The organism is Rhizobium sp. LC145 (assembly GCF_001005825.1).
Taxonomy (GTDB): Bacteria; Pseudomonadota; Alphaproteobacteria; order Rhizobiales; family Rhizobiaceae; genus Neorhizobium.
Map to the genome: position 1 here is coordinate 578,263 of NZ_LBHV01000003.1, position 22,251 is coordinate 600,513.

The 22,251-nt window shown below is 61.8% G+C and carries 25 protein-coding genes; all 25 read left to right on the forward strand.

What is annotated here, in order from left to right:
• Positions 1-5 precede the first annotated feature (5 nt).
• The 25 genes from fliI to YH62_RS11310 all read left to right on the forward strand — a co-directional run bounded on the left by fliI (position 6) and on the right by YH62_RS11310 (position 22,250).
• The gene (fliI, locus tag YH62_RS11190) at positions 6-1,403 is read left to right on the forward strand and encodes a flagellar protein export ATPase FliI (protein ID WP_046794239.1); all 1,398 of its coding nucleotides are present in this window, start codon (positions 6-8) and stop codon (positions 1,401-1,403) included.
• A 3-nt stretch (positions 1,404-1,406) separates the two neighbouring features.
• On the forward strand, positions 1,407-1,970 hold the full coding sequence (locus YH62_RS11195; protein ID WP_046794240.1) for a hypothetical protein: 564 nt from the start codon (positions 1,407-1,409) through the stop codon (positions 1,968-1,970).
• 53 nt (positions 1,971-2,023) lie between these two features.
• Positions 2,024-2,410 carry a flagellar basal body rod protein FlgB gene (gene flgB, locus YH62_RS11200; RefSeq protein ID WP_046794241.1) on the forward strand — a complete coding sequence of 129 codons (387 nt, stop codon included), beginning with the start codon at positions 2,024-2,026 and terminating at the stop codon, positions 2,408-2,410.
• A 4-nt stretch (positions 2,411-2,414) separates the two neighbouring features.
• On the forward strand, positions 2,415-2,834 hold the full coding sequence (gene flgC / locus YH62_RS11205; protein WP_046794242.1) for a flagellar basal body rod protein FlgC: 420 nt from the start codon (positions 2,415-2,417) through the stop codon (positions 2,832-2,834).
• A complete protein-coding gene (locus tag YH62_RS11210) occupies positions 2,831-3,166 on the forward strand; it encodes a flagellar hook-basal body complex protein FliE (protein ID WP_046794243.1) in 336 nt (111 codons plus the stop codon). The genes flgC and YH62_RS11210 overlap by 4 nt, the downstream gene beginning before the upstream one ends.
• A gap of 18 nt (positions 3,167-3,184) precedes the next feature.
• Complete coding sequence (locus tag YH62_RS11215) at positions 3,185-3,877, forward strand: flagellar hook-basal body complex protein (RefSeq protein ID WP_046794244.1); 693 nt, start codon at positions 3,185-3,187, stop codon at positions 3,875-3,877.
• A 31-nt stretch (positions 3,878-3,908) separates the two neighbouring features.
• Entirely contained in the window at positions 3,909-5,402 is a 1,494-nt protein-coding gene (flgK, locus tag YH62_RS11220) for a flagellar hook-associated protein FlgK (RefSeq protein ID WP_046794245.1), read from the forward strand.
• A 3-nt stretch (positions 5,403-5,405) separates the two neighbouring features.
• Positions 5,406-6,491: a flagellar hook-associated family protein gene (locus YH62_RS11225; RefSeq protein ID WP_046794246.1), complete on the forward strand. Its 1,086-nt coding sequence runs from the start codon at positions 5,406-5,408 to the stop codon at positions 6,489-6,491.
• A 38-nt stretch (positions 6,492-6,529) separates the two neighbouring features.
• Positions 6,530-6,877, forward strand: a complete 348-nt coding sequence (gene flaF / locus YH62_RS11230) for a flagellar biosynthesis regulator FlaF (RefSeq protein WP_046794247.1) — start codon at positions 6,530-6,532, stop codon at positions 6,875-6,877.
• Positions 6,874-7,323, forward strand: coding sequence for a flagellar biosynthesis repressor FlbT (gene flbT / locus YH62_RS11235; RefSeq protein ID WP_046794248.1), 450 nt, complete (start codon positions 6,874-6,876; stop codon positions 7,321-7,323). Before flaF ends, flbT begins: the two co-directional genes overlap by 4 nt.
• The gene (flgD, locus tag YH62_RS11240; protein ID WP_046794249.1) at positions 7,314-7,802 is read left to right on the forward strand and encodes a flagellar hook assembly protein FlgD; all 489 of its coding nucleotides are present in this window, start codon (positions 7,314-7,316) and stop codon (positions 7,800-7,802) included. Before flbT ends, flgD begins: the two co-directional genes overlap by 10 nt.
• A gap of 32 nt (positions 7,803-7,834) precedes the next feature.
• On the forward strand, positions 7,835-8,101 hold the full coding sequence (fliQ, locus tag YH62_RS11245; RefSeq protein WP_046794250.1) for a flagellar biosynthesis protein FliQ: 267 nt from the start codon (positions 7,835-7,837) through the stop codon (positions 8,099-8,101).
• Positions 8,102-8,214: 113 nt separating this feature from the next.
• On the forward strand, positions 8,215-10,302 hold the full coding sequence (gene flhA, locus YH62_RS11250; RefSeq protein ID WP_046794251.1) for a flagellar biosynthesis protein FlhA: 2,088 nt from the start codon (positions 8,215-8,217) through the stop codon (positions 10,300-10,302).
• Positions 10,299-11,051, forward strand: a complete 753-nt coding sequence (gene fliR / locus YH62_RS11255) for a flagellar biosynthetic protein FliR (protein ID WP_046794252.1) — start codon at positions 10,299-10,301, stop codon at positions 11,049-11,051. The genes flhA and fliR overlap by 4 nt, the downstream gene beginning before the upstream one ends.
• 11 nt (positions 11,052-11,062) lie before the next feature.
• Positions 11,063-11,482, forward strand: coding sequence for a hypothetical protein (locus YH62_RS11260; protein WP_046794253.1), 420 nt, complete (start codon positions 11,063-11,065; stop codon positions 11,480-11,482).
• Positions 11,483-11,605: 123 nt separating this feature from the next.
• Positions 11,606-12,163 carry a rod-binding protein gene (locus YH62_RS11265; protein ID WP_046794362.1) on the forward strand — a complete coding sequence of 186 codons (558 nt, stop codon included), beginning with the start codon at positions 11,606-11,608 and terminating at the stop codon, positions 12,161-12,163.
• Between the two features lie 25 nt (positions 12,164-12,188).
• Positions 12,189-12,554, forward strand: a complete 366-nt coding sequence (locus YH62_RS11270) for a hypothetical protein (RefSeq protein WP_046794363.1) — start codon at positions 12,189-12,191, stop codon at positions 12,552-12,554.
• The gene (locus YH62_RS11275) at positions 12,554-13,096 is read left to right on the forward strand and encodes a hypothetical protein (RefSeq protein WP_046794254.1); all 543 of its coding nucleotides are present in this window, start codon (positions 12,554-12,556) and stop codon (positions 13,094-13,096) included. Before YH62_RS11270 ends, YH62_RS11275 begins: the two co-directional genes overlap by 1 nt.
• A gap of 131 nt (positions 13,097-13,227) precedes the next feature.
• The gene (locus YH62_RS11280) at positions 13,228-13,869 is read left to right on the forward strand and encodes a hypothetical protein (protein ID WP_197082519.1); all 642 of its coding nucleotides are present in this window, start codon (positions 13,228-13,230) and stop codon (positions 13,867-13,869) included.
• A gap of 89 nt (positions 13,870-13,958) precedes the next feature.
• Complete coding sequence (locus tag YH62_RS11285) at positions 13,959-15,659, forward strand: hypothetical protein (RefSeq protein ID WP_046794256.1); 1,701 nt, start codon at positions 13,959-13,961, stop codon at positions 15,657-15,659.
• A 130-nt stretch (positions 15,660-15,789) separates the two neighbouring features.
• Positions 15,790-16,689 carry a bifunctional methylenetetrahydrofolate dehydrogenase/methenyltetrahydrofolate cyclohydrolase FolD gene (folD, locus tag YH62_RS11290; protein WP_046794257.1) on the forward strand — a complete coding sequence of 300 codons (900 nt, stop codon included), beginning with the start codon at positions 15,790-15,792 and terminating at the stop codon, positions 16,687-16,689.
• Between the two features lie 145 nt (positions 16,690-16,834).
• Positions 16,835-18,196, forward strand: a complete 1,362-nt coding sequence (locus tag YH62_RS11295) for an ABC transporter substrate-binding protein (RefSeq protein ID WP_046794258.1) — start codon at positions 16,835-16,837, stop codon at positions 18,194-18,196.
• Positions 18,197-18,383: 187 nt separating this feature from the next.
• Positions 18,384-19,397 carry a sugar ABC transporter permease gene (locus YH62_RS11300; protein ID WP_046794259.1) on the forward strand — a complete coding sequence of 338 codons (1,014 nt, stop codon included), beginning with the start codon at positions 18,384-18,386 and terminating at the stop codon, positions 19,395-19,397.
• Position 19,398: 1 nt separating this feature from the next.
• Positions 19,399-20,559 carry a carbohydrate ABC transporter permease gene (locus tag YH62_RS11305; RefSeq protein ID WP_046794260.1) on the forward strand — a complete coding sequence of 387 codons (1,161 nt, stop codon included), beginning with the start codon at positions 19,399-19,401 and terminating at the stop codon, positions 20,557-20,559.
• Between the two features lie 35 nt (positions 20,560-20,594).
• Positions 20,595-22,250 (forward strand): alpha-glucosidase family protein, encoded by a 1,656-nt coding sequence (locus tag YH62_RS11310; RefSeq protein ID WP_046794261.1) that lies wholly within the window; start codon positions 20,595-20,597, stop codon positions 22,248-22,250.
• The last annotated feature ends 1 nt before the right edge of the window (position 22,251 follow it).

Genomic DNA, 22,251 nt, shown 5'->3' on the forward strand with positions numbered 1-22,251 from the left:
GGATCATGAGCATTCAGGCAACGGTATTCGAAACGGCAAATGGCGGAAGGCTGGCGCAGCTGGCCGGGCTCACGACGCGTTATGCCGATCCGGCGTTCTCGGTCGCGCCGGGCGGGCATGTGCGCACCATCGCTGCCGGGCACTATACCGTTGCAGGGCTTTCGCGGCATGTGCGGCTCGGCGAGTTCGTGGCGCATCGCAGCGCCACCGGCATCCATCTTGGCGAAGTGGTGCGCGTCGAACCCGACCTCGTCTATGTCTGCCCGATCGAGCCCGGCGAACCGATCGGCATCGGCGATACCGTCATCCGCAAGGGCGCCTTTCGCGTCGCGCCCGACGATAGCTGGTGCGGCCGCACCATCAATGCCCTTTGCGAACCGATAGACGGCAAGGGGCCGCTCTCGAAAGGCCTCGATCCGCGTTCGATTTCCAGCACCGCGCCGCCTTCCATGACGCGCAGCCGGGTCGAGACCGGCTTTCGCACCGGGGTGCGCGCGATCGACATCTTCTCGCCGCTCTGCCTCGGCCAGCGTCTCGGCATCTTCGCGGGCTCGGGCGTCGGCAAGTCGACGCTGCTTTCGATGCTGGCGCGCGCCGAAGCTTTCGACAAGGTGGTGATAGCCCTCGTCGGCGAGCGCGGCCGCGAGGTGCGCGAATTCATCGAGGATACGCTCGGCGAGCATATGTCGAAGTCGATCGCCGTCGTTGCGACGAGCGATGAAAGCCCGATGCTGCGGAAGATGGCGCCGCTGGTCGCAGTCACCATCGCCGAGCATTTCCGCGACAAGGGTGAAAACATCCTCTTCATCGTCGACAGCGTCACGCGTTTTGCCCATGCGATCCGCGAGGTGGCGGTCGCCTCCGGCGAGCCGCCGGTGGCGCGCGGTTATCCGGCCTCCGTCTTCACCGAGCTTCCGCGCCTTCTCGAACGGGCGGGGCCGGGCGTCGAAGGCACGGGCACGGTGACGGCGATCATCTCGATCCTCGTCGATGGCGACAACCACAACGATCCGATCGCCGATTCCACCCGCGGCATTCTCGACGGCCATATCGTGCTCGACCGCAGCCTGGCGGAGGAAGGGCGCTATCCGCCGATCAATCCGCTGGCATCCATTTCCCGTCTCGCCCGCAAGGCCTGGACACCGGATCAGGAAAAGCTGGTTTCGCGGCTGAAATCGCTCATCCATCGCTACGAGGAGACGCGCGATTTGCGGCTCATCGGCGGCTATCGCACCGGCAGCGATCCCGATCTCGATATGGCGATCAAGCAGGTGCCGGTGATCTATGACGTGCTGAAGCAGACGCCGGGAGAAAAGCCCGCGCCGGATGCCTATGCCGATCTTGCGACGGCGCTCAGGGCTGGCGCGGGTCAGCCGCCGGCACCGCCCGCCAGACAGAGGTAGCAGATCGTGAAGAAGAAAGAAGAGCCCATGGCTTCGGCCCAGTTTCCCAGGAAGGCATCGCGTCTGAGCGACCGCGTGCTGGTCGCCACTGGCCTGGCGCTCGCCACTGCATCGGCGCTGTTCCCATGGTATGTCTTCTTCAACCAGGACAAGTTCGGCATCAACGCGAGCGATCTGGACCGAACCCGCGATCTGCCGCCGATGGCTCCGCGCGACGTCTTCAGCGTTTCGCCCCTCGCCATGGTGGACAACACGCCGGACGAGGCGTTGCCGGCTCCGCTCCAGCCCCTGGATAGATTGACCACGGCCACCGTCTCCTCGATCGGCGAGGAACGGCAGACCGGTCCGTTGATCGAGGAGCAGCCATTTCCCGGCAAGGGCAGTTTCCGTCTTCTCCATGTCGCCAACGGCCGCGCCCTCATAGAGGACGGATCGGGCATGTACATGGTCCGCGTCGGTTCGACCCTGCCGGACGAAAGCAAGCTTGCGAAGCTGGAGCAGCGCGAAGGCCGCTGGGCCATCATCACCTCTGCCGGCGAAATGGTTCAGGAGCCGGAAAGCCCGTAAGTCTGACGCAAGTTTACCGGCCTAGGCTTCGACGCAAAGATGGAGAGAAGCCTATGCAACCGATTCAACTGTTTGCCCTCGCATCGCGCCAGGCCGAGTGGCTTTCCGTGCGGCAGGAAGTTGTTGCCGGCAACATCGCCAACGCCAACACCCCCAAATACACGGCCAAGGACGTGACCCCCTTCGAGGCGGTTTTGAACCGGACCTATGTGCCCATGGCCCGCACGCACGCAGCGCATCTCGCCGAAAGCGCACTGAGCGACGACATCCGGATAGAGGACAGCGAACTCAACAACGAGATCGGCATGCAGGAATCCGGCAACACCGTCTCGCTGTCGCAGGAAATGACGAAGACGGGCGAGATCAAGCGGCAGTACGAGCTCGGCACCAATCTCGTGAAGTCGTTCCACAACATGATGTTGATGACTGTAAGAAGGTAAGATCATGGATCCTCTTTCAGCCGCGTCCAAGATTGCCGGCTCGGGACTTGAGGCGCAATCCACGCGCCTGCGCATCGTCTCGGAAAATATCGCCAACGCCCGCACGACCGGGGATACGCCCGGCGCCGATCCCTATCGGCGCAAGACGATCACCTTCGGTGAGGTGATGGATGCCAGCCGGCAGGTGGACCTCGTGGGCGTCAAGAAGCTCGGCGTGGACAATTCGGAATTCCACGAGGAGTTCGATCCCAATCATCCGGCAGCCGACGAGCGCGGCATGGTCAAGACGCCCAACGTCAACCTCCTGATCGAGATGGCGGACATGCGGGAAGCCAACCGCTCCTATGACGCCAATCTCCAGGTGATCAAGCAGACGCGGGAACTCGTCGCCTCCACCATCGACCTTCTGAAGAGCGGACAATGATCGACAATATTCAAAAAGTCAGTTCCCTTTCGCTGACCCGCGGCCTCGACGAAGCCACAAGCGAAACCACCTCCAGCCTTCGCGGCGCCGGGCAGGTCTCCGGCGAAAACACGGGCCTCAACTTCGCAAGCGTCCTCGGCAACGTGGCGACGGACGCCATGAACAGCCTGAAGGGCGCGGAGGCCATGTCGTTCAAGGCGATCGAGGGCAAGGCGAACACCCGCGAGGTGGTCGATGCGGTTCTTGAAGCACAGCAGTCCCTTCAGACGGCGATCGCGCTGCGCGACAAGATCGTCTCCGCCTATCTCGAAATCACGAAGATGCCGATCTAACGCATTGAGGACGAAGACATGAGAGCGCTTTCAGTCGCGGCGACGGGCATGGATGCCCAGCAGACCAATCTCGAGGTCATCGCCAACAACATCGCCAATATCAACACGACCGGCTACAAGCGGGCCCGCGCGGAATTCGCCGACCTGCTCTACCAGACCGAGCGCGCCCAGGGCGTGCCCAACCGTGCCAACCAGGCGATCGTTCCGGAGGGCGCCAATATCGGCCTCGGCGTGCAGACGGCGGCCGTGCGCAACATCCATACGCAAGGCGAGCTGACCCACACGGAAAACAGCCTCGATCTCGCACTCGTCGGCCGCGGCTGGTTCCAGATCCAGACGCCTGACGGCAACACCGTCTATACCCGCGCCGGCGCGTTCAACCAGAATGCCGACGGCCAGCTCGTGACGATCGACGGCTATACCGTCGTCCCCAACATCGTCTTCCCGGCGAATGTTCAGAGCCCGGACATGCTGAAGCCGCTGGCCGGCAACGTCTACAGCCAGAGCAACGATTCCGGCGTCATCGTCATGGGTTATCCCGGCAATGGCAGCTACGGCAAAGTCCTCTCCGGTGCGCTGGAAGATTCCAACGTCGATATCGCCGAGGAGCTCACCAGCATGATCGAGTCTCAGCGTAACTACACGGCGAACTCGAAGGTTTTCCAGACAGGCTCCGAGCTCATGGAAGTCCTGGTCAACCTGAAGAGATAAAGAAGCCTAGAGGTTTGTAGAGGCAGTCGAAATGTCACTCTCGTCCGCAATGTCCACGGCTCAGTCGATCTTCAACAACACCGGCACACAGTCGTCGGTGGTGGCGAAGAATATCCAGAACGCCCAGAACCCGAACTATGTTCGCCGTTCTGCCGTGTACGTCACCGGTGGTGCCGGCGCTCTCGTCGTCGGCATCGAGCGGGCGCAGAACCTTTCCCTGCAGCGCCAGACCATTGAAAGCACCTCGTTTGCGACCGGCCAGCGCACCGTGCTGACCGGCCTCACGGAAATCAAGAGCCTGCTCGGCGGCAACGACTACGAGAACTCGCCGGAGGTGCGGCTGAGGGCGCTCTTCAACAACCTCAACGCCTATGCGGCCACGCCCAATGATGCCACGGTGGGCACCACCGTGGTGTCGAGCGCCCAGGATGTCGTCAACACGCTAAACACCACTTCCAAGGAACTGCAGGCCATCCGCAAGCGCGCGGACGAGCAGATCAAGGAAGACGTCGATACGCTGAACAACCTGCTGAAGCAGTTCGAGGCGGCAAACAACAAGGTCAAGAGCGCGACTGCCGTCGGCGGCGATCCCAATGACGCGCTGGACGAGCGCGACACTGTCCTCAAGCAGATTTCCGAAATCGTCGGTGTCACCAGCTATGTCCGCGAAAACAACGACATGGTGCTCTATACCTCGGAAGGCACCACGCTGTTCGAGACCGTGCCGCGCGCGGTGACCTTTACTCCGACAAATACATATGATGCCGCGACCACCGGCAACGGCATTTATATCGACGGCGCGCCCATGAAGGCGGGCGTCGGTGCGGATACCAGCGCCAAGGGCTCGCTCCAGGGGCTCCTGCAATTGCGCGACGAGATCGCGCCGCAATTCCAGACCCAGCTCGACGAGATTGCGCGCGGCGTGATCGTCGCTTTCGCCGAAACCGGACCGGACGGCACCCTGACGCCGCTCACGGGCCTCTTCACCTACAAGGACAGCTTCGGGGTTCAGCAGACCGCCATTCCCGCCTCCGGCGCGATTGTCCCCGGCCTTGCCTCGCGGATATTCGTCAATCCCGCGGTCGTCCCGCCGGCCGGCAACCCGACGCTGCTGCGCGACGGCGGCATCAACGATATCGACACCGATCCGGCCACGCCAAATCCCTATATCGTCAACAGAGATGGCGCGAGCGGCTTCTCCGATCTGCTCGACAAGTATTACAAGGCAATGGACGGCGCTATCCCCTTCGACCCGGCAACGGGGATCGGCGGCAACAAGGACCTCTTCTCCTTTGCAGCCGATTCCGTCGGCTGGCTCGAGCAGCTTCGCAGCTCCGCGACGGTCGCGGACGAGACGAAGACCGCGATGCTCAGCCGCGCCATGGATGCCTATTCGAGCCAGACCGGCGTGAACCTGGACGAGGAAATGTCCCTGCTGCTCGATATCGAGCAATCCTACAAGGCTGCCGCCAAGCTCATGGCTGCCGTCGACGAAATGTTGCGGGCCCTCATGGAGGCAGCATAAATCATGAAAACCTCTTTCATCTCTTCAATGTCCATGCAGACGACGCTGCGCCACACGATGGCCAAGGCGCAGCAGCAGTTGACCGCCGCCACCAACGAGGCGGCCACCGGCGTCCACAACGATATCGGCGTCGCGCTCGGCTCGGCAACCGCCCGCAGCCTGGATTTGAACCGCGACGTCATTCGCATCCAATCCCTGATCGATACCAACGCCATCGCTACGCAGCGCCTGGAATCCTCCGACGAGGCGCTCGACAAGATGGCGCAGTCCGCCCAGAGCGTGCTGGCTGGGCTTCTGGCGCTGACCGATAGCAGCCAGACGGTGAACGCCGTCAAGCAGACCATCGAGGCCAATCTCACGGCCTTCACGGGCTTTGCGAATTCGGCGGTCAAGGGCGAATATCTATTCTCCGGCGTGAACACCGATGTGAAGCCGCTGGAGGATTACTCCGCCGCGAATTCTCCGATCCAGGCGGCCGTCGATCGCGAACTCCAGGCGTTCAAGGCGGCCAATGGCATTGCGACCGATGCGGGCTTCACGAAGGACCAGATGGAAACCTTCTTGGGCGACCTGGAAAAGAAGTTCATGGGAGAGGAGCCGATCACCAGCCCTCCCCATCCAGCACCGCTGGAAAGCACCGACTTCTGGACGGCCTTCGTGTCGAACGCCAGCGACGTGAACATGAAGAGCCGCATCAGCCAGGGGGAGATCGTGCAGACCTCCACCAATGCGAATACCGATGGCATGCGCAGCTTCGTGTTCGGCTCGATCGTAGCGATCGAGTTCCTCGGCGGGGATTTCGCGAACGTGCAGGAAGCCGTCGTTCAAAAATCCCGAGACGCGATCGGGCGCGGCGAAACCGGCATCACCGCCGAGCGCAGCTCGCTGGGTCTCTCCGCCGAACGGGTCAAGAAGGCCGATGAGTCGCTCAAGGCGCAGCAGACGATCATCAAGAACCATCTGCTCGAACTGGAAGGCATAGACGTGGAGGAGGCTTCGGTCCGCGTCAACGCGCTCAAGCTTCTTCTCGAGACCTCTTACACGCTGACAGGGAGGCTCCAGAGTCTGAGCCTGGTAAACTACCTTTGATGTCAAAAGGTAGCCTCATGAAAATGAAGGATACGTGAATGTACCAGTTTTCATATGCCGAGATCATGGAGGATGGCGTCGCGGACGCCAAGGAGCGTGAGCGGCAGACCCTCGAGCGCTCGATCGAGCTTCTGACGGCGGCGCGCGACGAGGGGAAATATTCGCGGCACACCATCGAGGCGGTCTTCTATACGCGCCGTGTATGGATCAGGTTCATCGAAGACCTGAAGCAGCCGGAAAACGAGCTCGACGTGGAGCTCCGGGCCAATCTGATCTCCATCGCGATCTGGATATTGAAAGAGTGCGAGAAGATCAGGACGCGCCAGTCCGAGAACTATCAAGGCATTATCGACGTGACCACCATCATCAAGGATGGATTGAAATGAAAAGTACGCTGCGCATCTCACTGAAATCCGGCGAAAAGATCTTCATCAACGGCGCCGTACTTCGCGTCGATCGGAAGGTTGCGCTGGAATTCCTGAACGACGTCACGTTCCTGCTCGAAAACCATGTTCTCCAGCCGGAGGATGCGACCACCCCGCTGCGGCAGCTCTATTTCATCGCGCAGATGATCCTGATCAATCCGGAAGGCAAGGAACAGTCCACGACGCTTTTCCGCAAGTCGGTCGCCATGCTGCTGACCTGCTTCCGCGACGAGGAGATCCTGGCGGAATTGAAGCGTGTCGATGGTCTCGTCATGTCCGGCCGGGCTTTCGATGCCCTGAAGGCGATCCGCGGGCTCTATGCGGCGGAGGATCGCATCCTCAACAGCCAGGAGATGGCGCCGGCAACGGTCGAACAGATCCGCAAGGAGATCGCGCCATGGCGGTAGATACGGTCGGCGCGGTAGCCTCGAATCCCTGGGCCAATGCGGGCGCCTCCAATTCGGCGTCCAATGCCGCCAGCCTGAACTATAACAGCTTCCTGCAGCTCCTCATCGCGCAGATGAAGAACCAGGACCCGACCGAGCCGATGGACGCCACGGAGCAGATTTCCCAGCTCGCGACGTTCTCTCAGGTCGAGCAGACGATCCAGACCAACTCGCACCTGAAGAGCATGCTCCAGGCGGAAGCGCTCACGCGCGCGAGCGATCTCGTCGGCAAATACGTCAAGAGCGCCGACGACAAGATCATGGGCGTGGTCAAGGAAGTCGAGGTCTATAGTGATGGCGTCATCGTCATCACCGACAAGAAGGAGAAGGTCCTGCTGCAGGCGGGCGTCGTCTTCTCCAACCAGCCGATCGAGGTCGATCCTCCGAAAGAAGAGGGATCGACCGGCGGTTCGGATAGCGATACAGAGGCCGAAACGTAACGCCCGAATGAGTCGGGCTCGGGAATACGGCAATGAACGAAGCCGACGCCTTGGATATCATGCAAGCGGCGATCTGGACCATCCTGATCGCCTCCGGCCCCGCAGTTCTGGTGGCCATGGTTGTCGGCGTGGTGATCGCGGTTCTCCAGGCGCTCACGCAGGTCCAGGAAATGACGCTGACCTTCGTGCCGAAGATCGTGGCGATCATGATCACCATCGGCATCTCGGCGCCCTTCATCGGCGCCCAGATCAACCTCTTCGCCAATCTGGTCTTTTCGCGCATCGAATCCGGCTTCTAGCCGGCTTTTTCCTTCCGTCCTCCTCCTGCCACCCTCGCGCAAGCTTCGTCCGCTAGTCAAGCAGACGAACCGGCAGCATGTCTGCCACCTTCTCATGAAGAGACGGGACCGCTATGGCGCAACCACCTGCACTCTCCATTCCGAAGGTCGCTCCGAGCGGCCGGGACATAGGCTTCGCGCTCGGCATTATCGCGATCCTTTGCATCCTCTTCCTGCCGATCCCGACATTTCTGATCGATGTCGGTCTGGCCTTCTCGATCGCCTTTTCGGTGCTGATCCTGATGGTGGCGCTGTGGATACAGCGCCCGCTGGATTTCTCCTCCTTTCCGACCATCCTCCTGATCGCGACGATGGTGCGCCTGTCGCTCAACATCGCGACGACCCGCGTGATCCTCTCCCACGGCAACGAGGGACACGATGCGGCGGGCGGCGTGATCGCGGGCTTTTCGAGCCTCGTGATGTCCGGCGATTTCGTGATCGGCGTGATCGTCTTTTTGATCCTCGTCACGGTCAACTTCATCGTCATCACCAAGGGCGCGACGCGTATCGCGGAAGTCGGCGCCCGCTTCACCCTCGATGCCATCCCAGGCAAGCAGATGTCGATCGACGCCGACCTTTCCGCCGGCATCATCGACGAGAAGGAGGCACAGCGCCGCCGGCGCGAGCTCGAGGAGGAAAGCTCCTTCTTCGGCGCCATGGATGGTGCCTCGAAATTCGTGCGCGGCGATGCGATCGCCGGCCTCCTCATCACCGCCATCAACATCTTCGGCGGCATCATCATCGGCTATTTCCGCCATGGCATGCCGATCGGCGAAGCCGCCGACGTCTTCGTCAAGCTGTCGGTTGGTGACGGTATCGTCTCGCAGGTTCCCGCACTCATCGTTTCGCTCGCCGCCGGCCTTCTGGTCACCCGGGGAGGAACCGCGGGTTCGACCGACAAGGCGGTCGTCGACCAGCTCAGCGGCTATCCGCGTGCGCTTTCCATGGCAGCGGCGCTCATGGGCCTGCTGGCGGTCGTTCCGGGTCTGCCCATGCTGCCGTTCATGGCGCTCGGCGGTGTGATGGGCTTCGGCGCCTGGCTGGTGCCGCGCCGCATCGAGGCCGAGAACAAGGCCCGCCGCGAGGACGAGGAAAAGAAGGTCGTCGAGAGCAAGGAAGCGGAAAAGGATTCGGTCAAATCCGTTCTCAAGACGGCGGAGATCGAACTGGCGCTCGGCAAGCAGGTCTCCACGCGCCTATTAGGCGCGCATCAGGAGCTCGCCTTCCGCGTCGGCAAGATGCGCAAGAAGTTCGCCGCCCAATACGGTTTCGTAGTGCCGGAGATCAAGGTTTCCGACGACATCTCCATTCAGGAGAAGTCCTACCAGATCCGCATCCACGGCACGACCGTGGCCTCGAATGCGCTGCGCGTCGGCGAAGTGCTCGTGGTGACCGGGGCGGGCCGCAAGCCGAGCATTCCTGGCGACGAAATCCGCGAGCCCGCTTTCGGAATGCCGGCGGTTTCGATCCTCGAGACATTCGCCGAAGATCTGAAGCGTGAAGGCTTCCAGCCGATCGACAATGTTTCCGTGGTGCTGACCCACGTTTCGGAGGTGATCCGCAACAATCTTCCGCAGCTTCTCTCCTACAAGGACGTGAAGGTTCTCATCGATCGCCTCGATCCGGAATACAAGAAGCTCGCCGACGAGATCTGCTCCTCGCATATGTCCTATTCCGGGCTGCAGGCCGTGCTCAAGCTGCTGCTTGCGGAACGCGTCTCGATCCGCAACCTTCACCTCATCCTGGAAGCGGTGGCCGAACTCGCCCCGCATGTGCGCAAGACCGAGCAGATCGTCGAGCACGTGCGCGTGCGCATGTCTCAGCAGCTCTGCGGCGATCTCGCTGACAACGGTGTGCTGCGCGTGCTCCGCCTCGGCACCAAGTGGGACATGCTGTTCCACCAGGCGCTCAAGCGCGATGCCAAGGGCGAGGTGGTGGAGTTCGATATCGATCCCCGCAGCCTCGAGGAGTTCAGCGAGCAGGCGACGAAAGTTATCCGTGAATTCATGGACCGCGGCCTGCCTTTCGTTCTTGTAACCTCGCCGGAAACACGCTCCTATGTGCGCATGATCATCGAGCGACTCTTCGCCACGCTGCCCGTTCTCTCCCATGTGGAACTCGCCAAGGGGCTCGAAATCAAGATATTGGGCGCCATCTCGTGATAACCGACCCCCAGGGGACCATTCTTGCACTTTTCCTGGCATTCTGCCGCATGGGAGCGTGCGTGATGGTCCTGCCGGGGTTCGGCAGTGCGCGTATCTCCACCAATATCCGTCTTTTCCTCGCCGTCGCGATCTCCATGGCCGTGCTGCCGGTGCTATGGGACACCATCTATCCGCGGGCTTCCGAGCCGACCGCCACCTATCTCGGCCTGATCGCCAGCGAAACGCTGATCGGCGCCGTCTACGGACTGATCGCCCGTCTCTATGCGCTGGGGCTGCAATTCGCCGGCACGATCGTCGCCATGTCTATCGGGTTCACCGCGCCGGGCGGGCATGACGTGCTGGAAGATACCTCCGAGAACCAGCTCACCACGCTTCTGACCTTCAGCGGGCTATTGCTGCTGTTCATGCTGGATTTCCACCATGTGGTCTTTCGCGCGCTGGTCGAATCCTATGCAGCGACCCCGGTTGGCGCCATCGCCGATCCGCAGCGGATGCTGATCACCCTGACCGATACGCTGAGGGCCTCCACCTATCTGATGCTGCAATTGGCGAGCCCCTTTCTCATCTACGGCCTGATGTTCAACGTGGCGATCGGCCTCATCAACAAGCTCGCGCCACAGATCCCGGTCTTCTTCATCTCCACGCCCTTCCTGCTGGTGGGCGGCATCTTTCTTCTCTACCTCTCCATCGCGGTGATGATCCGGCAGTTCGCCGGCGGATTCGCCCCGATCTTCCTGTCGTTCTGAAGGAGAGCGGAATGGCGGCGGATCAGGGACGCAGGTCGGAGAAACTGAAACGCCTCGTGGCGGTGCAACGTCATCTCGAGAAGATGGCGGAGAACGATCTTGCCGCGACCAGCCGACACCGCGTCGAAGTAGCCGAATCGATGGATGTGGTGATCGAGGCGATCGGCTCCATGCACCCGATCCATCGGCAGTTTTCCCATGAATATGCGGAGCGCTTCGGCCGCCTGACGGTAAAGGAGCGGCAATTGGCGGGAATCCAGCAGGCCCAGGAGGCGAGGATGCTGAAAGAACGCACCAAGGCCGACCGCCTGGAAGACCACATGAAGGCCGCACGCGTGCTCGAGGATCGCGAGGCAGAGGACAACGCCATATACGAGCTCCTCGAAATGACCTTGGCCGCGCCAGCCTCCAGCAAGCTTCGCACGTCATAGTCCCGTCATCTGACGCGATTCCCCGAAGGGTAGTTTCTTTCTCGGAACGCGCTGTTGGAAATCGACAATCCTGTGTGGACCCGTGGCGGCGGGTGTTTCGCAGTCGTGATGAAGGGAGCTGAAGTGGCTATATCACCTCCGAGCGATCTGGTCCTGGATGTCGTCCGTGCCGCGGACCCGACGGAAGTCCAGGCGGCTCAGGCAAAGCTGAGGGCAAACAAGGCGGCCTTTGCCGCAACCAGTCTGGCGGAAGCCGGCGCCGGCTTCGGCGCGGCCGTCGATATTCTCGACACACCGGCGACGAAGGCGGGGCTCGGCAATGCCGCGCTCTCCAAGAAGACCGCCGAAATGCCGGAAGAATATCGCAAGTTCGAGGCCAGCATCCTGCAGACCTTCGTGAACTCCATGCTGCCGGAAGACAGCGCGGAGGTTTATGGCAAGGGTTCGGCCGGCGAATTCTGGAAGAGCATGATGGCCGAACAGGTCGCCGAGGAAATGTCGAAGCGAGGCGGCATCGGCATTGCCGAGCAGATGTATTCCCAGGCGCTGGCGCGCGCCGAGCGCGGTGGCATGGTGAACGCCACTACGGATGAGCATGACCGCACCCGTGCCATGAGCATGATCACCGATTTCGAGCGAAAGGTACTTGGCGTTTCAGCCACAGAGAAGGGCGAGGCCTGATATGAACCATACCGGGACAGAACATATGGAAGCCGTTTCGAACGATTATCGCATCAAGTCCGTGCTCGGACGGCTCGAAATGATCATCGACAATGAGAATCAAAGGATCGGCAGCGATCCCGAGTTCGACCTCAAGGTTTCCAACGCGCACAAGAGCCGTTGCCTTTACGAACTTACCATGCTGTTCCGCAGCACCGATCCCGAGGAGTTCGCGGCCGCTCATATCGACCAGATGCACCACCTCAAGAGCAAGCTGGCGCTGAACGCCCGCCGTGTCGAGGCGCATCTGCATGCGGTGCGTTCGGTGGCCGATCTCCTGAAGGACGCCGCCCGCGAGGCGGAGGGCGACGGCACCTACACCCAGGAACAATTCCTTTATAGCGAGAACTGATGCTGAAGCTCCTTCTCACCGGTCTGTGGGTCTGCGTCGTCACTCTGGGGGCGGTGTATTTTTCCGTGCAGATGGCCGCCGCTCCCGCGCCGGTCGATGAAGAGGCGGCCAGGAGGAACATGCTGGAGCTGGTGCGCGGCGAATCGATCACCGTTCCGCTGATCGATAACGGCGCCATCACCGGCTACTTCCTTGGGCGCGTCTCCTTCATGATGGACAAGGAGAAGATCAGGTCCGTCCAGCTGCCGATGACGGAGCTTATGACCGACCAGCTCTTCACCCTGCTCGTCGGCAACAAGATGGTCGATCTCGGAAACCCCGGCGCCTTCGACCTGGAGACCTTCCGCAGCCGCATCAAGGAAGACATGAACCGGAAGCTCGGCGATACAATGGTGGCCGAGGTTCTGGTCGAACAGCTCGACTATCTGTCGAAAGAGGACATCCGGAACAATGCCTCTCGCGGCGGGCGAAATCCCATGGCTCCCGTAAAGATCATCGAGGGAGCGAAAGTCGACGATCCCGGAACTGCCTCGGGACATTGAACTGCGGCCTCGAAGTGGCGCAAAATCGGGCGGGCCGCTCGCATTTTAGCGAAAGGCTTAAACGCGGCTTCACCGCTATGCGGATAGAAAGCAGGTCAAGCTTTCTTCGTGCCGAGTGGTAGATGCGGTCGATGTTCGTTCAGTCTTTCGCGCCCCTGCGCCATATCTTCGGTTTTCCCGTGCTGGAGATGGACTGGAACGGCGCGCTCGCCTTCTTCGAGGGACACCTCGCGACTTCCCGGCAAAGGCTGGCGGTTTCGTTTTTCGATGAGGGCGCCGCCCTGCGGCAACTGGTTGACCCCGCCTATCGTAACTCCCTTTCGCACCGGATCTTGCTGCCGGCGGCGGGTGCGCCGTTGAGGGCATGGGAGTGCCTGACCCGAAAAGGCTCCGCTCCTACGCATTTCCGGGCGGACCAGTTCGTACCGGCGTTTCTGACCTTTCTCGCCGAGGGCCGCCGCGTAGCGCTTGTCGGAGACGAGGCCAGTGGCATCGGGCGGCTGCGCGAAGAGCTTTCCATCCATGCGCCCTGGCATGAAATCGTGGCGATCGCCGCTTCGGAAATCGCCGAATATCGAAATGATGTCTTCGATGTGATCCTCGTGCAGGCGAGCAACCCGGCTGAGGAGCAGCGCATCGAAACCCAGCTTTCCTCCCTGCACACCGGCCTCATCATGATGACCGGCACCAAGCTTGCCGGCTTCGTGGCAGAGAGGCCGGCATTCAGGGTCTCTGCGGCCACCGCGCCCCTCGAAACAAGCGCAGCGGCTTGAGGAATTAACCTTTTCTTTGCCATGAAAATTTAGGCTGCCTTAATCATGGCGGCGCGGGCCTGCGCCGTCGGTTAGCGCGGTCATGATCCATGTACGACCCCGAGAAGCATACGCAAACTCCTGACCGGGAACGGCTGCTGCCGATCCCGCATGATGTCACGCGCTCATCGGGCCGGTGGTTGGGTCTGCGAAGTGCCTTCCTGAAGATTGCTGCGCTCACGGCAATCGGGGCTGTCCTGCCGCTCCTCTTCAACGATTTTTGGCCGAGGGACTTCGCGGCCGAGACGCGGCTGAAGGTCGAAGCCGCGGATGCGGACGACAAATCGATTGCCGAAGCGGCGGCGAACCTGCGCTCGAAGGCCCATCTCGATCATCTCATCCGGGAGCTGGATCTCGGCCGCGACAGCGAGTTCGCGGTTGATCGCACGAGCGTGTTCAGGCTCGTTCTCGACATCGTCTCGGGCCAGGAAACGACGGTCGGCAAGGCTGAAGCCGGAATTCGCCGCCGGCTCGCGGAGGCGATCGCGGTGCGCTACGATCCCGCTACCGGCGAGGTCTCGATTTCGGTCACGGCGGACCGGGCGGATGAGGCGGCCCGCATAGCCAATGCGCTGGGCGGCATGCTGCGCGACGAAACGGCGGCGACCGGCCTTCGGCGCGCTGATCCGGCGCTGGAAAATCTCCGGCAGGCGTTCGAGAAGGCCCAGGCTGATCTCTCCGGTTTTCTTGCCGGCGTCGATGGCACGAGGCTCGCACAACTGCGCCGGGCGGATGGCGAGGAGAGGGCGCTGGCCGCGCAGGTCTCCGGCACCGAGGCGGAACTGACCGGCCTCAGGCGGAAACTCGGCCAGGCATCGGAAATGACGCTGGCCGATGTCCTCGACAATCCGCTGCCGAACAGCCTCGAATTCACCGCGCTCGACTATCAGCGGCAAAGGCTCGTCGAGGCGAAGCTTACAGTCGATCAGCTCTCGGCCGAGCTCGGTCCGCGTCACCCGCGCCTGCTCGCCGCTCAGGCCGCTGTCGACAGCGTGCGCTCGGATATCGGCAAGGCGCTGGACCGGCTGAAAGCCTCCCTGAAGGATCAGGAAGCGGCGACGGCAAAGCGGCTCGCGGAACTTAAAGCCAGGCAGCGGAAGACATCACCCGACAAGCAGATGGTCGAAACCGGAACCAAGCTCGCGGCCTTGGAAGGCGAGGCGGAGGAAGCGCGTTCCCGTTATCTTGAAGCCATGCGGCGCTCCAAGGCGACCTCCACCCCCGCGCCGGCAGCGGCTCAGGTCATATCGGCCGCGAATGCCGGGAATGCCCGGCCTCTCGGTCCCTCTTCCCTGGTGCTTGCCGGCATTGGCGGGGCTGCCGGTTTTGCTCTCGGAAGCACGCTCACCTATTTCACCCGCCGGCGTCCCGAGGAAATCGACATCGATGCTCTCTTGGAAAACGAGGACTTGCTTGCCGTGGAGAACGCCGGCGAGACGAGGGAAGAGCCGCCGCTGGACGTGGAAATCGCTTCGTCTGACGTAATGGAAGAGGAAGCAGCTCCTGCTCCGTCGCATGACGTGGCTGCCAACGATACTCCCTTCGGCGATCGGATCCGCGCGATCCTGATGGCGAACCGCATTCCCGAGCGCGAGGCGGACCTGCCGCCGCTGGTCGCCGCCGCAATCGCTGAACAGAGGGTCAGGGCCGCCGGCCGCCAGGAGGAGGTGCTCGAATTGCGCCGCGATATGGCGGAGCTTCGCGAACGGGTACAGTCCTATACCGCCCGGCGGGCCGCTTCCGGCCGCTGATTGCGACACCAAGATCCTTGCATTTTCCGCTCGAGGACAGCATAGGGCGCTGACGGGCAAATTCTGCAGTTTGCCACTTTGTAGATTGGGCTGCTCTGTAGATTGACGGCGAAAAACGGGAGACACGCACGTGGCATTCGTGATCGATGGAAAAGAAGCGGCGGCATCCGTAATCACCGCGGTAAGCGAGGCGGCAGCGTCGCTCGAGAACCTGACTGGCACCAAGCCGGGCCTTGCGGTGGTCATCGTCGGCGATGATCCGGCAAGCCACGCCTACGTCAATTCCAAGAGCCGGATGGCAAAGCAGTGTGGTTTCAACTCGATCCAGCACAGCCTGCCGGAAGAGACCACGCAGGAAGAGCTGGAAAAGCTCGTGCGCGAGCTGAATGCCGATCCTGCCGTGCATGGCATCCTCGTGCAGCTTCCATTGCCGAAGCACCTGAATTCTGAGCCGGTCATCGGGTCGATCTCGCCGGAGAAGGACGTCGACGGCCTGAACGTGGTCAATGCCGGCAAGCTGGCGACGGGCGATCTCGCAAGCGGTCTCATCTCCTGCACGCCGGCCGGCGCGATGATCCTCGTCAACAAGATACACGGGCCTGATCTTTCCGGCCTCAATGCGGTGGTGATCGGCCGCTCCAACCTGTTCGGCAAGCCGATGGGCCTTCTGCTGCTTTCCGCCAATGCCACCGTCACCATGGCACATTCGAAGAGCCGCGATTTGCCCGCCATCTGCCGCAATGCCGATATCCTGGTCGCCGCCGTCGGTCGTCCGGGCATGGTGAAGGCCGATTGGGTGAAGCCGGGCGCGACCATCATCGACGTGGGTATCAACCGCGTCCCCGCACCTGAAAAGGGCGAGGGCAAGAACAAACTGGTCGGAGACGTGGCCTTTGCGGAATGCGCGGAAATCGCCGGCGCGATCACGCCCGTTCCCGGCGGTGTCGGCCCTATGACGATCGCCATGCTGATGGCGAATACGCTGATTGCCGCCCATCGTGCGGCGGGCCGCCCGATCCCAAAATTCTGACCCTTCCGCGCGCCGCGCCAAATCCCCCTTGTCTTGAGGGGTATTGACTCCCCCGGAGGCGCGTTAAATCTCTTCCCATGCTTCGGGTTTCCGGGCAGGCTGAAGTTCGACCATGCATAATGGAACGAAACGGGAGGAGAATGTGATGAAGCTATCGCTTTTGATGGGCGCCGCTCTTGCAGCCCTTGTCGCGGGCTCGGCAGGCGCGCAGGAATTGAAATTCCCGCCGGGCGAGGATTCCCGCTTCAACTGGAAGAGCTATGAGGATTTCAAGGCCGCTCATTCGGACCTCAAGGGACAGCCGCTGACGGTTTTCGGTCCTTGGCGCGGGGAGGATGAGGCGCTTTTTACAAGCGTCCTCAATTATTTCATCGCAGCGACCGGCATCGATGCCCGCTACTCCTCCTCGGAAAACTACGAACAGCAGATCGTCATCGACACGCAGGCCGGTTCGCCGCCGAACATCGCCATCCTGCCGCAACCGGGCCTGCTCGCCGATCTGTCGGCCAAGGGATTCCTGACGCCGCTCGGCGAGGAGACCGCCACCTGGGTGAAGGAGAATTACGGGGCCGGCGAGAGCTGGATCGGGTATGGCACCTACAAGGGCAAGGACGGTCAGGAAGCGTTCTATGCCTTTCCATACAAGGCGGACGTCAAGTCGCTGGTCTGGTACGTGCCGGAGAACTTCGAGGAAGCCGGCTATGAAGTCCCGACCACCATGGAAGACCTGATCAAGCTCAGCGACCAGATCGTGGAGGATGGCGGCGTGCCTTGGTGCATCGGCCTCGGCTCCGGCGGCGCAACGGGGTGGCCCGCGACGGACTGGGTGGAGGACATGATGCTCCGCACCCAGAGCCCGGAGACCTATGACAAATGGGTCAGCAATGAAATCAAGTTCGATGATCCGGCGGTTGTCGGAGCGATCGAGGAATTCGGCAAATTCGCCAAGAACGAGAAATATGTCAGCGGCGGGCTCGCGGCCGTAGCCTCGACCGATTTCCGCGACAGTCCCAAGGGTCTCTTTGATATTCCGCCGAAGTGCTACCTGCATCACCAGGCATCCTTCATTCCGTCGTTCTTCCCGGAAGGTAAGGAACTCGGTACGGATGCCGACTTCTTCTACATGCCAACCTGTGCCTCGAAACCGGAGCTCGGCAAACCGGTCCTCGGCGCCGGAACGCTGGTGGCGATCACCAGGGATTCGCCGACCGCCAAGGCCTTTATCGAGTTCCTTAAGACCCCGATCGCCCACGAGGTCTGGATGGCCCAGTCCGGTTTCCTGACGCCGTATAAGGGTGTAAAGCCCGAGGCCTATGGCAACGACACGTTGCGCAAGGAAGGCGAGCTTCTGATCACGGCGACGACCTTCCGCTTTGACGGCTCCGACCTGATGCCGGGCAAGATCGGCGCGGGCGCCTTCTGGACCGGCATGGTCGATTATGTCGGCGGCAAGGATGCTCAGACGGCTGCCGGTGATATCCAGAAGGCCTGGGAAGGTCTGAAATAGGTCCGGACAGGCGCTCGATGAATCAGCCCCTCACCCCGCCTCCGCTTCGCTCGGCGATCCTCTCCCCGTAAACGGGGCGAGGGGGACCGGGAGGGTGCGGCATATACCTTCTCCCCGCTTGTGGGGAGAAGGTGCCGGAAGGCGGATGAGGGGCAGTATGAAACAGGCTTAAGCGAGAGGGGCACTTATGGCATCGCAGATCGTGTCGGCCTTCGGGGCGGTGATCGTCGGCGTTTTCGCCTGCGCCTTGTATTACTGGCTTTCGGACAAGCTGCTGCAGGTCATCTTTCCGGTGCCCGAAGGCAATGTCCGCGCCGCCTCGGTAAACCTCAATCGCCGCGCGGTCGTGCGGCCTTGGCTGTTCATGGGGCCGGCACTCATTCTTCTCGTCGTCTACCTCGTCTATCCGGTGCTCGCGACCTTTGTGCTCTCCTTCTACGATCGCTCCGGCGTCAACTTCGTCGGGTTGGCCAATTACCGCTGGGCGGTTTCGGATGCGCAGTTCCGCCAGTCGATCTTCAACAATATCCTCTGGCTTGCCGTGGTGCCGGCTGCCTGCACCTTCTTCGGCCTGGTGATTGCGGTTCTCACCGATCGCATATGGTGGGGCAATATCGCCAAGAGCCTCGTCTTCATGCCGATGGCGATCTCCTTCGTGGGCGCCTCGGTGATCTGGAAGTTCGTCTACGAATATCGCGGCGGCAACGAGACGCAGATCGGCCTCCTGAACGCCATCGTGCAGTTCTTCGGCGGCGATCCGCAGGTCTGGATATCGCTGCCCTTCTGGAACAACTTCTTCCTGATGGTCATCCTGATCTGGATACAGACCGGCTTTGCGATGGTGATCCTGTCAGCCGCGCTGCGCGGTATTCCGGAAGAGACGATCGAGGCGGCGGTGATCGACGGCGCCAACGGCTGGCAGATCTTCTGGAAGATCATGGTACCGCAGATCTGGGGCACGATCGCGGTCGTCTGGACGACGATCACCATCCTGGTGCTGAAGGTCTTCGATATCGTACTGACCATGACCAATGGCCAGTGGAACACCATGGTGCTCGCCAATCTCATGTTCGACTGGATGTTCCGCGGCGGCGGCGACAGCGGCCGAAGCGCCGTGATCGCGCTCGTCATCATGGCGGCCGTGACCCCGATCATGATCTGGAACATCCGGCAGGCGAACCGGGAAACGGGAGACCATTGAGATGAATGCCGCAGCAAGCTTGCGCCGCATCGGCCTTCCGCGCCTCGTCGTCCATTTCGCGGTGCTTCTCATCTGCATCGTCTGGCTGATCCCGACCCTGGGCATCCTGATGACATCCTTCCGGGAGCCGGCGCAGATCACCTCGTCCGGCTGGTGGACGGCCTTCACCAGCGCCGCCCAGACGAGCGCCGCAAGGCTCGCAGACCCTTCGACCGCACGGCAGGAGGGTGCCAATTACGTGATTTCCGGCTCGGTCTTCGAGGAAGGGCAGGGCGGTACGGTCCGGGCCTTCGGCACGCGCGTACAGGAGCCGGCCGCCTATCCCGCTGGGCAGCCGGCCGATCTCGGCGACGGCGAAACGTTGACGATCAACGAGGACGGCAGCTACACCTATGCAAAGGCCGGCCCTTTCGACGGGGAGAGGGGACGCCGCGTCTATCTCCAGGTCGCCACGCCGCCGTCCTTCACAACGGAAAACTACAATACTGTCCTCACCTCGCAAGGGATCGGCCAGGCCTTCGTCAATTCGCTGACGGTCGCCATTCCCTCCACCATCATCCCGATCCTGATCGCCGCCTTTGCGGCTTACGCCCTCTCGTGGATGGAGTTTCCCGGCCGGGCGCTGCTCATCGCCATGGTGGTGGGCTTGATCGTCGTGCCGCTACAGATGTCGCTCATTCCGCTTCTGAGGATGTACAACGAAATCGGCGGCCTGCTCGGCGTGCCTTCGCGAAGCTATGCCGGCATCTGGCTTGCCCATTCGGCCTTCGGAATGCCGCTCGCGATCTATCTTCTGCGCAACTATATCGCCGGCCTGCCGAAGGAGATCATCGAATCCGCCCGGGTCGACGGCGCAAGCGATTTCGAGATTTTCCTGAAGATAGTCCTGCCGCTCTCCTTCCCCGCTCTTGCCTCTTTCGCGATCTTCCAGTTCCTGTGGACATGGAACGATCTTCTGGTGGCCATGGTTTTCCTCGGAACCGGACGGGACCAGCTCGTCCTGACGGGAGCCTTGAACGCGCTTCTGGGCTCCCAGGGGGGGAAATGGGAAATTCTGACCGCATCCGCCTTTATCACCATCGTCGTTCCTCTGCTCGTCTTCTTCCTCCTCCAGCGGTATCTCGTCAGAGGCCTGCTGGCCGGCTCGGTAAAAGGCGGCTGAAACAGCGATAAAACTGACAAGAAACAGGATTTGGAATGGCTATTTTCGCCGAGAACAATGCGGCCCCCGACAAGGATTGGTGGCGCGGCGCCGTCATCTATCAGATTTATCCCCGCTCCTTTCAGGATTCCAACGGTGACGGCATCGGTGACCTCAAGGGCATTACCGCGCGCCTCTCGCATGTGGCGGCGCTCGGTGCCGACGCGATCTGGATTTCGCCGTTCTTTCCCTCGCCGATGAAGGATTTCGGCTACGACGTTGCCGATTACTGCGGCGTCGATCCGATGTTCGGAACGCTGTCGGATTTCGACGGCCTGATCGCCGAGGCGCACCGGCTCGGCCTCAAGGTGATGATCGATCTGGTGATATCCCATAGTTCCGATCAGCATCCATGGTTCCTCGAAAGCCGGTCGAGCCGCTTCAATCCCAAGGCCGATTGGTATGTCTGGTCGGATGCCAAGCCGGACGGCACTCCGCCCAACAACTGGCTGTCGATCTTCGGCGGGTCCGCCTGGCATTGGGACCCGACGCGCATGCAATATTACATGCACAACTTCCTGATGTCGCAGCCGGATCTCAACCTCCATAATCCCGAAGTGCAGGATGCGCTGCTCGACATGACGCGCTTCTGGCTGCGGCGCGGCGTCGATGGCTTCCGGCTGGATACGATCAACTTCTACTTCCACGATAAGGAATTGCGGGACAACCCTTCGCTCGAGCCTTCGCGCCGGAATGCGGCCACGGCCCCCGCCGTCAATCCCTATAATTTCCAGGAGCATATCTACGACAAGAACCGGCCGGAGAACCTGGAATTCCTCAAGCGTTTCCGCGCTGTCCTGGAGGAGTTTCCGGCGATCGCTGCCGTCGGTGAGGTGGGCGACAGCCAGCGCGGGCTCGAGATCGTCGGCGAGTACACCTCCGGCAACGACAAGATGCAGATGTGCTATGCCTTCGAATTCCTGGCGCCCGATCCGCTCACGCCGGAGCGCGTGAGGAATGTCCAGAACGCCTTTTCCGCGGCCGCCCCCGATGGCTGGGCCTGCTGGGCCTTCTCCAACCACGACGTGGTGCGCCATGTGAGCCGCTGGGGGGGCGAGGTTCTCGATCGCGACGCCTATGCCAGGATGCTCTCGGCGATCCTGCTCACCCAGCGCGGCTCCGTCTGCATCTATCAGGGAGAGGAACTGGGGCTGACCGAAGCCGATATCGCCTACGCGGACCTTCAGGATCCCTACGGCATTCAGTTCTGGCCGGAGTTCAAGGGGCGCGACGGATGCCGCACGCCGATGGTGTGGGATGCCCAGGCGCTGCAGGCGGGCTTTTCGACGGCCGAACGCCCCTGGCTGCCTATCCCGGTAGAGCACCAGATGCGGGCGGTCAGCTCGCAATACGGCGATCCGGCCTCGGTGCTGGAGCAGTATCGCCGCTTTCTGGCGTTCCGCAAACTGCATCCGGCTTTCGCCAAGGGTGATATTCTCTTCCTGCCTCAGGATGGCTCGCTGCTTGCCTATAAGCGGCAGCACGGCAATGAGGTGCTGCTGTGCATGTTCAATGTAAGCGCGGTGCCGATCGCGACAGAACTGCCGATCGGCGACTGGGAGGTGCTGACCGGCCACGGTTTCGAAAACGGCTGGGAAGGCAATCGGGTGGAACTGCCCGCCTGGGGGGCGTTCTTCGCCCGCCACGCATAGA

Bases quoted from the DNA above. Each gene is read 5' to 3' on its own strand.
- fliI (WP_046794239.1), top strand. From the start codon at position 6: ATGAGCATTCAGGCAACGGTATTCGAAACGGCAAATGGCGGAAGGCTG.
- flgB (WP_046794241.1), top strand. From the start codon at position 2,024: ATGCAACCGATTCAACTGTTTGCCCTCGCATCGCGCCAGGCCGAGTGG.
- flgC (WP_046794242.1), top strand. From the start codon at position 2,415: ATGGATCCTCTTTCAGCCGCGTCCAAGATTGCCGGCTCGGGACTTGAG.
- YH62_RS11210 (WP_046794243.1), top strand. From the start codon at position 2,831: ATGATCGACAATATTCAAAAAGTCAGTTCCCTTTCGCTGACCCGCGGC.
- YH62_RS11215 (WP_046794244.1), top strand. From the start codon at position 3,185: ATGAGAGCGCTTTCAGTCGCGGCGACGGGCATGGATGCCCAGCAGACC.
- flgK (WP_046794245.1), top strand. From the start codon at position 3,909: ATGTCACTCTCGTCCGCAATGTCCACGGCTCAGTCGATCTTCAACAAC.
- YH62_RS11225 (WP_046794246.1), top strand. From the start codon at position 5,406: ATGAAAACCTCTTTCATCTCTTCAATGTCCATGCAGACGACGCTGCGC.
- flaF (WP_046794247.1), top strand. From the start codon at position 6,530: ATGTACCAGTTTTCATATGCCGAGATCATGGAGGATGGCGTCGCGGAC.
- flbT (WP_046794248.1), top strand. From the start codon at position 6,874: ATGAAAAGTACGCTGCGCATCTCACTGAAATCCGGCGAAAAGATCTTC.
- flgD (WP_046794249.1), top strand. From the start codon at position 7,314: ATGGCGGTAGATACGGTCGGCGCGGTAGCCTCGAATCCCTGGGCCAAT.
- fliQ (WP_046794250.1), top strand. From the start codon at position 7,835: ATGAACGAAGCCGACGCCTTGGATATCATGCAAGCGGCGATCTGGACC.
- flhA (WP_046794251.1), top strand. From the start codon at position 8,215: ATGGCGCAACCACCTGCACTCTCCATTCCGAAGGTCGCTCCGAGCGGC.
- YH62_RS11260 (WP_046794253.1), top strand. From the start codon at position 11,063: ATGGCGGCGGATCAGGGACGCAGGTCGGAGAAACTGAAACGCCTCGTG.
- YH62_RS11270 (WP_046794363.1), top strand. From the start codon at position 12,189: ATGGAAGCCGTTTCGAACGATTATCGCATCAAGTCCGTGCTCGGACGG.
- YH62_RS11275 (WP_046794254.1), top strand. From the start codon at position 12,554: ATGCTGAAGCTCCTTCTCACCGGTCTGTGGGTCTGCGTCGTCACTCTG.
- YH62_RS11280 (WP_197082519.1), top strand. From the start codon at position 13,228: ATGTTCGTTCAGTCTTTCGCGCCCCTGCGCCATATCTTCGGTTTTCCC.
- YH62_RS11285 (WP_046794256.1), top strand. From the start codon at position 13,959: ATGTACGACCCCGAGAAGCATACGCAAACTCCTGACCGGGAACGGCTG.
- YH62_RS11295 (WP_046794258.1), top strand. From the start codon at position 16,835: ATGAAGCTATCGCTTTTGATGGGCGCCGCTCTTGCAGCCCTTGTCGCG.
- YH62_RS11300 (WP_046794259.1), top strand. From the start codon at position 18,384: ATGGCATCGCAGATCGTGTCGGCCTTCGGGGCGGTGATCGTCGGCGTT.
- YH62_RS11305 (WP_046794260.1), top strand. From the start codon at position 19,399: ATGAATGCCGCAGCAAGCTTGCGCCGCATCGGCCTTCCGCGCCTCGTC.
- YH62_RS11310 (WP_046794261.1), top strand. From the start codon at position 20,595: ATGGCTATTTTCGCCGAGAACAATGCGGCCCCCGACAAGGATTGGTGG.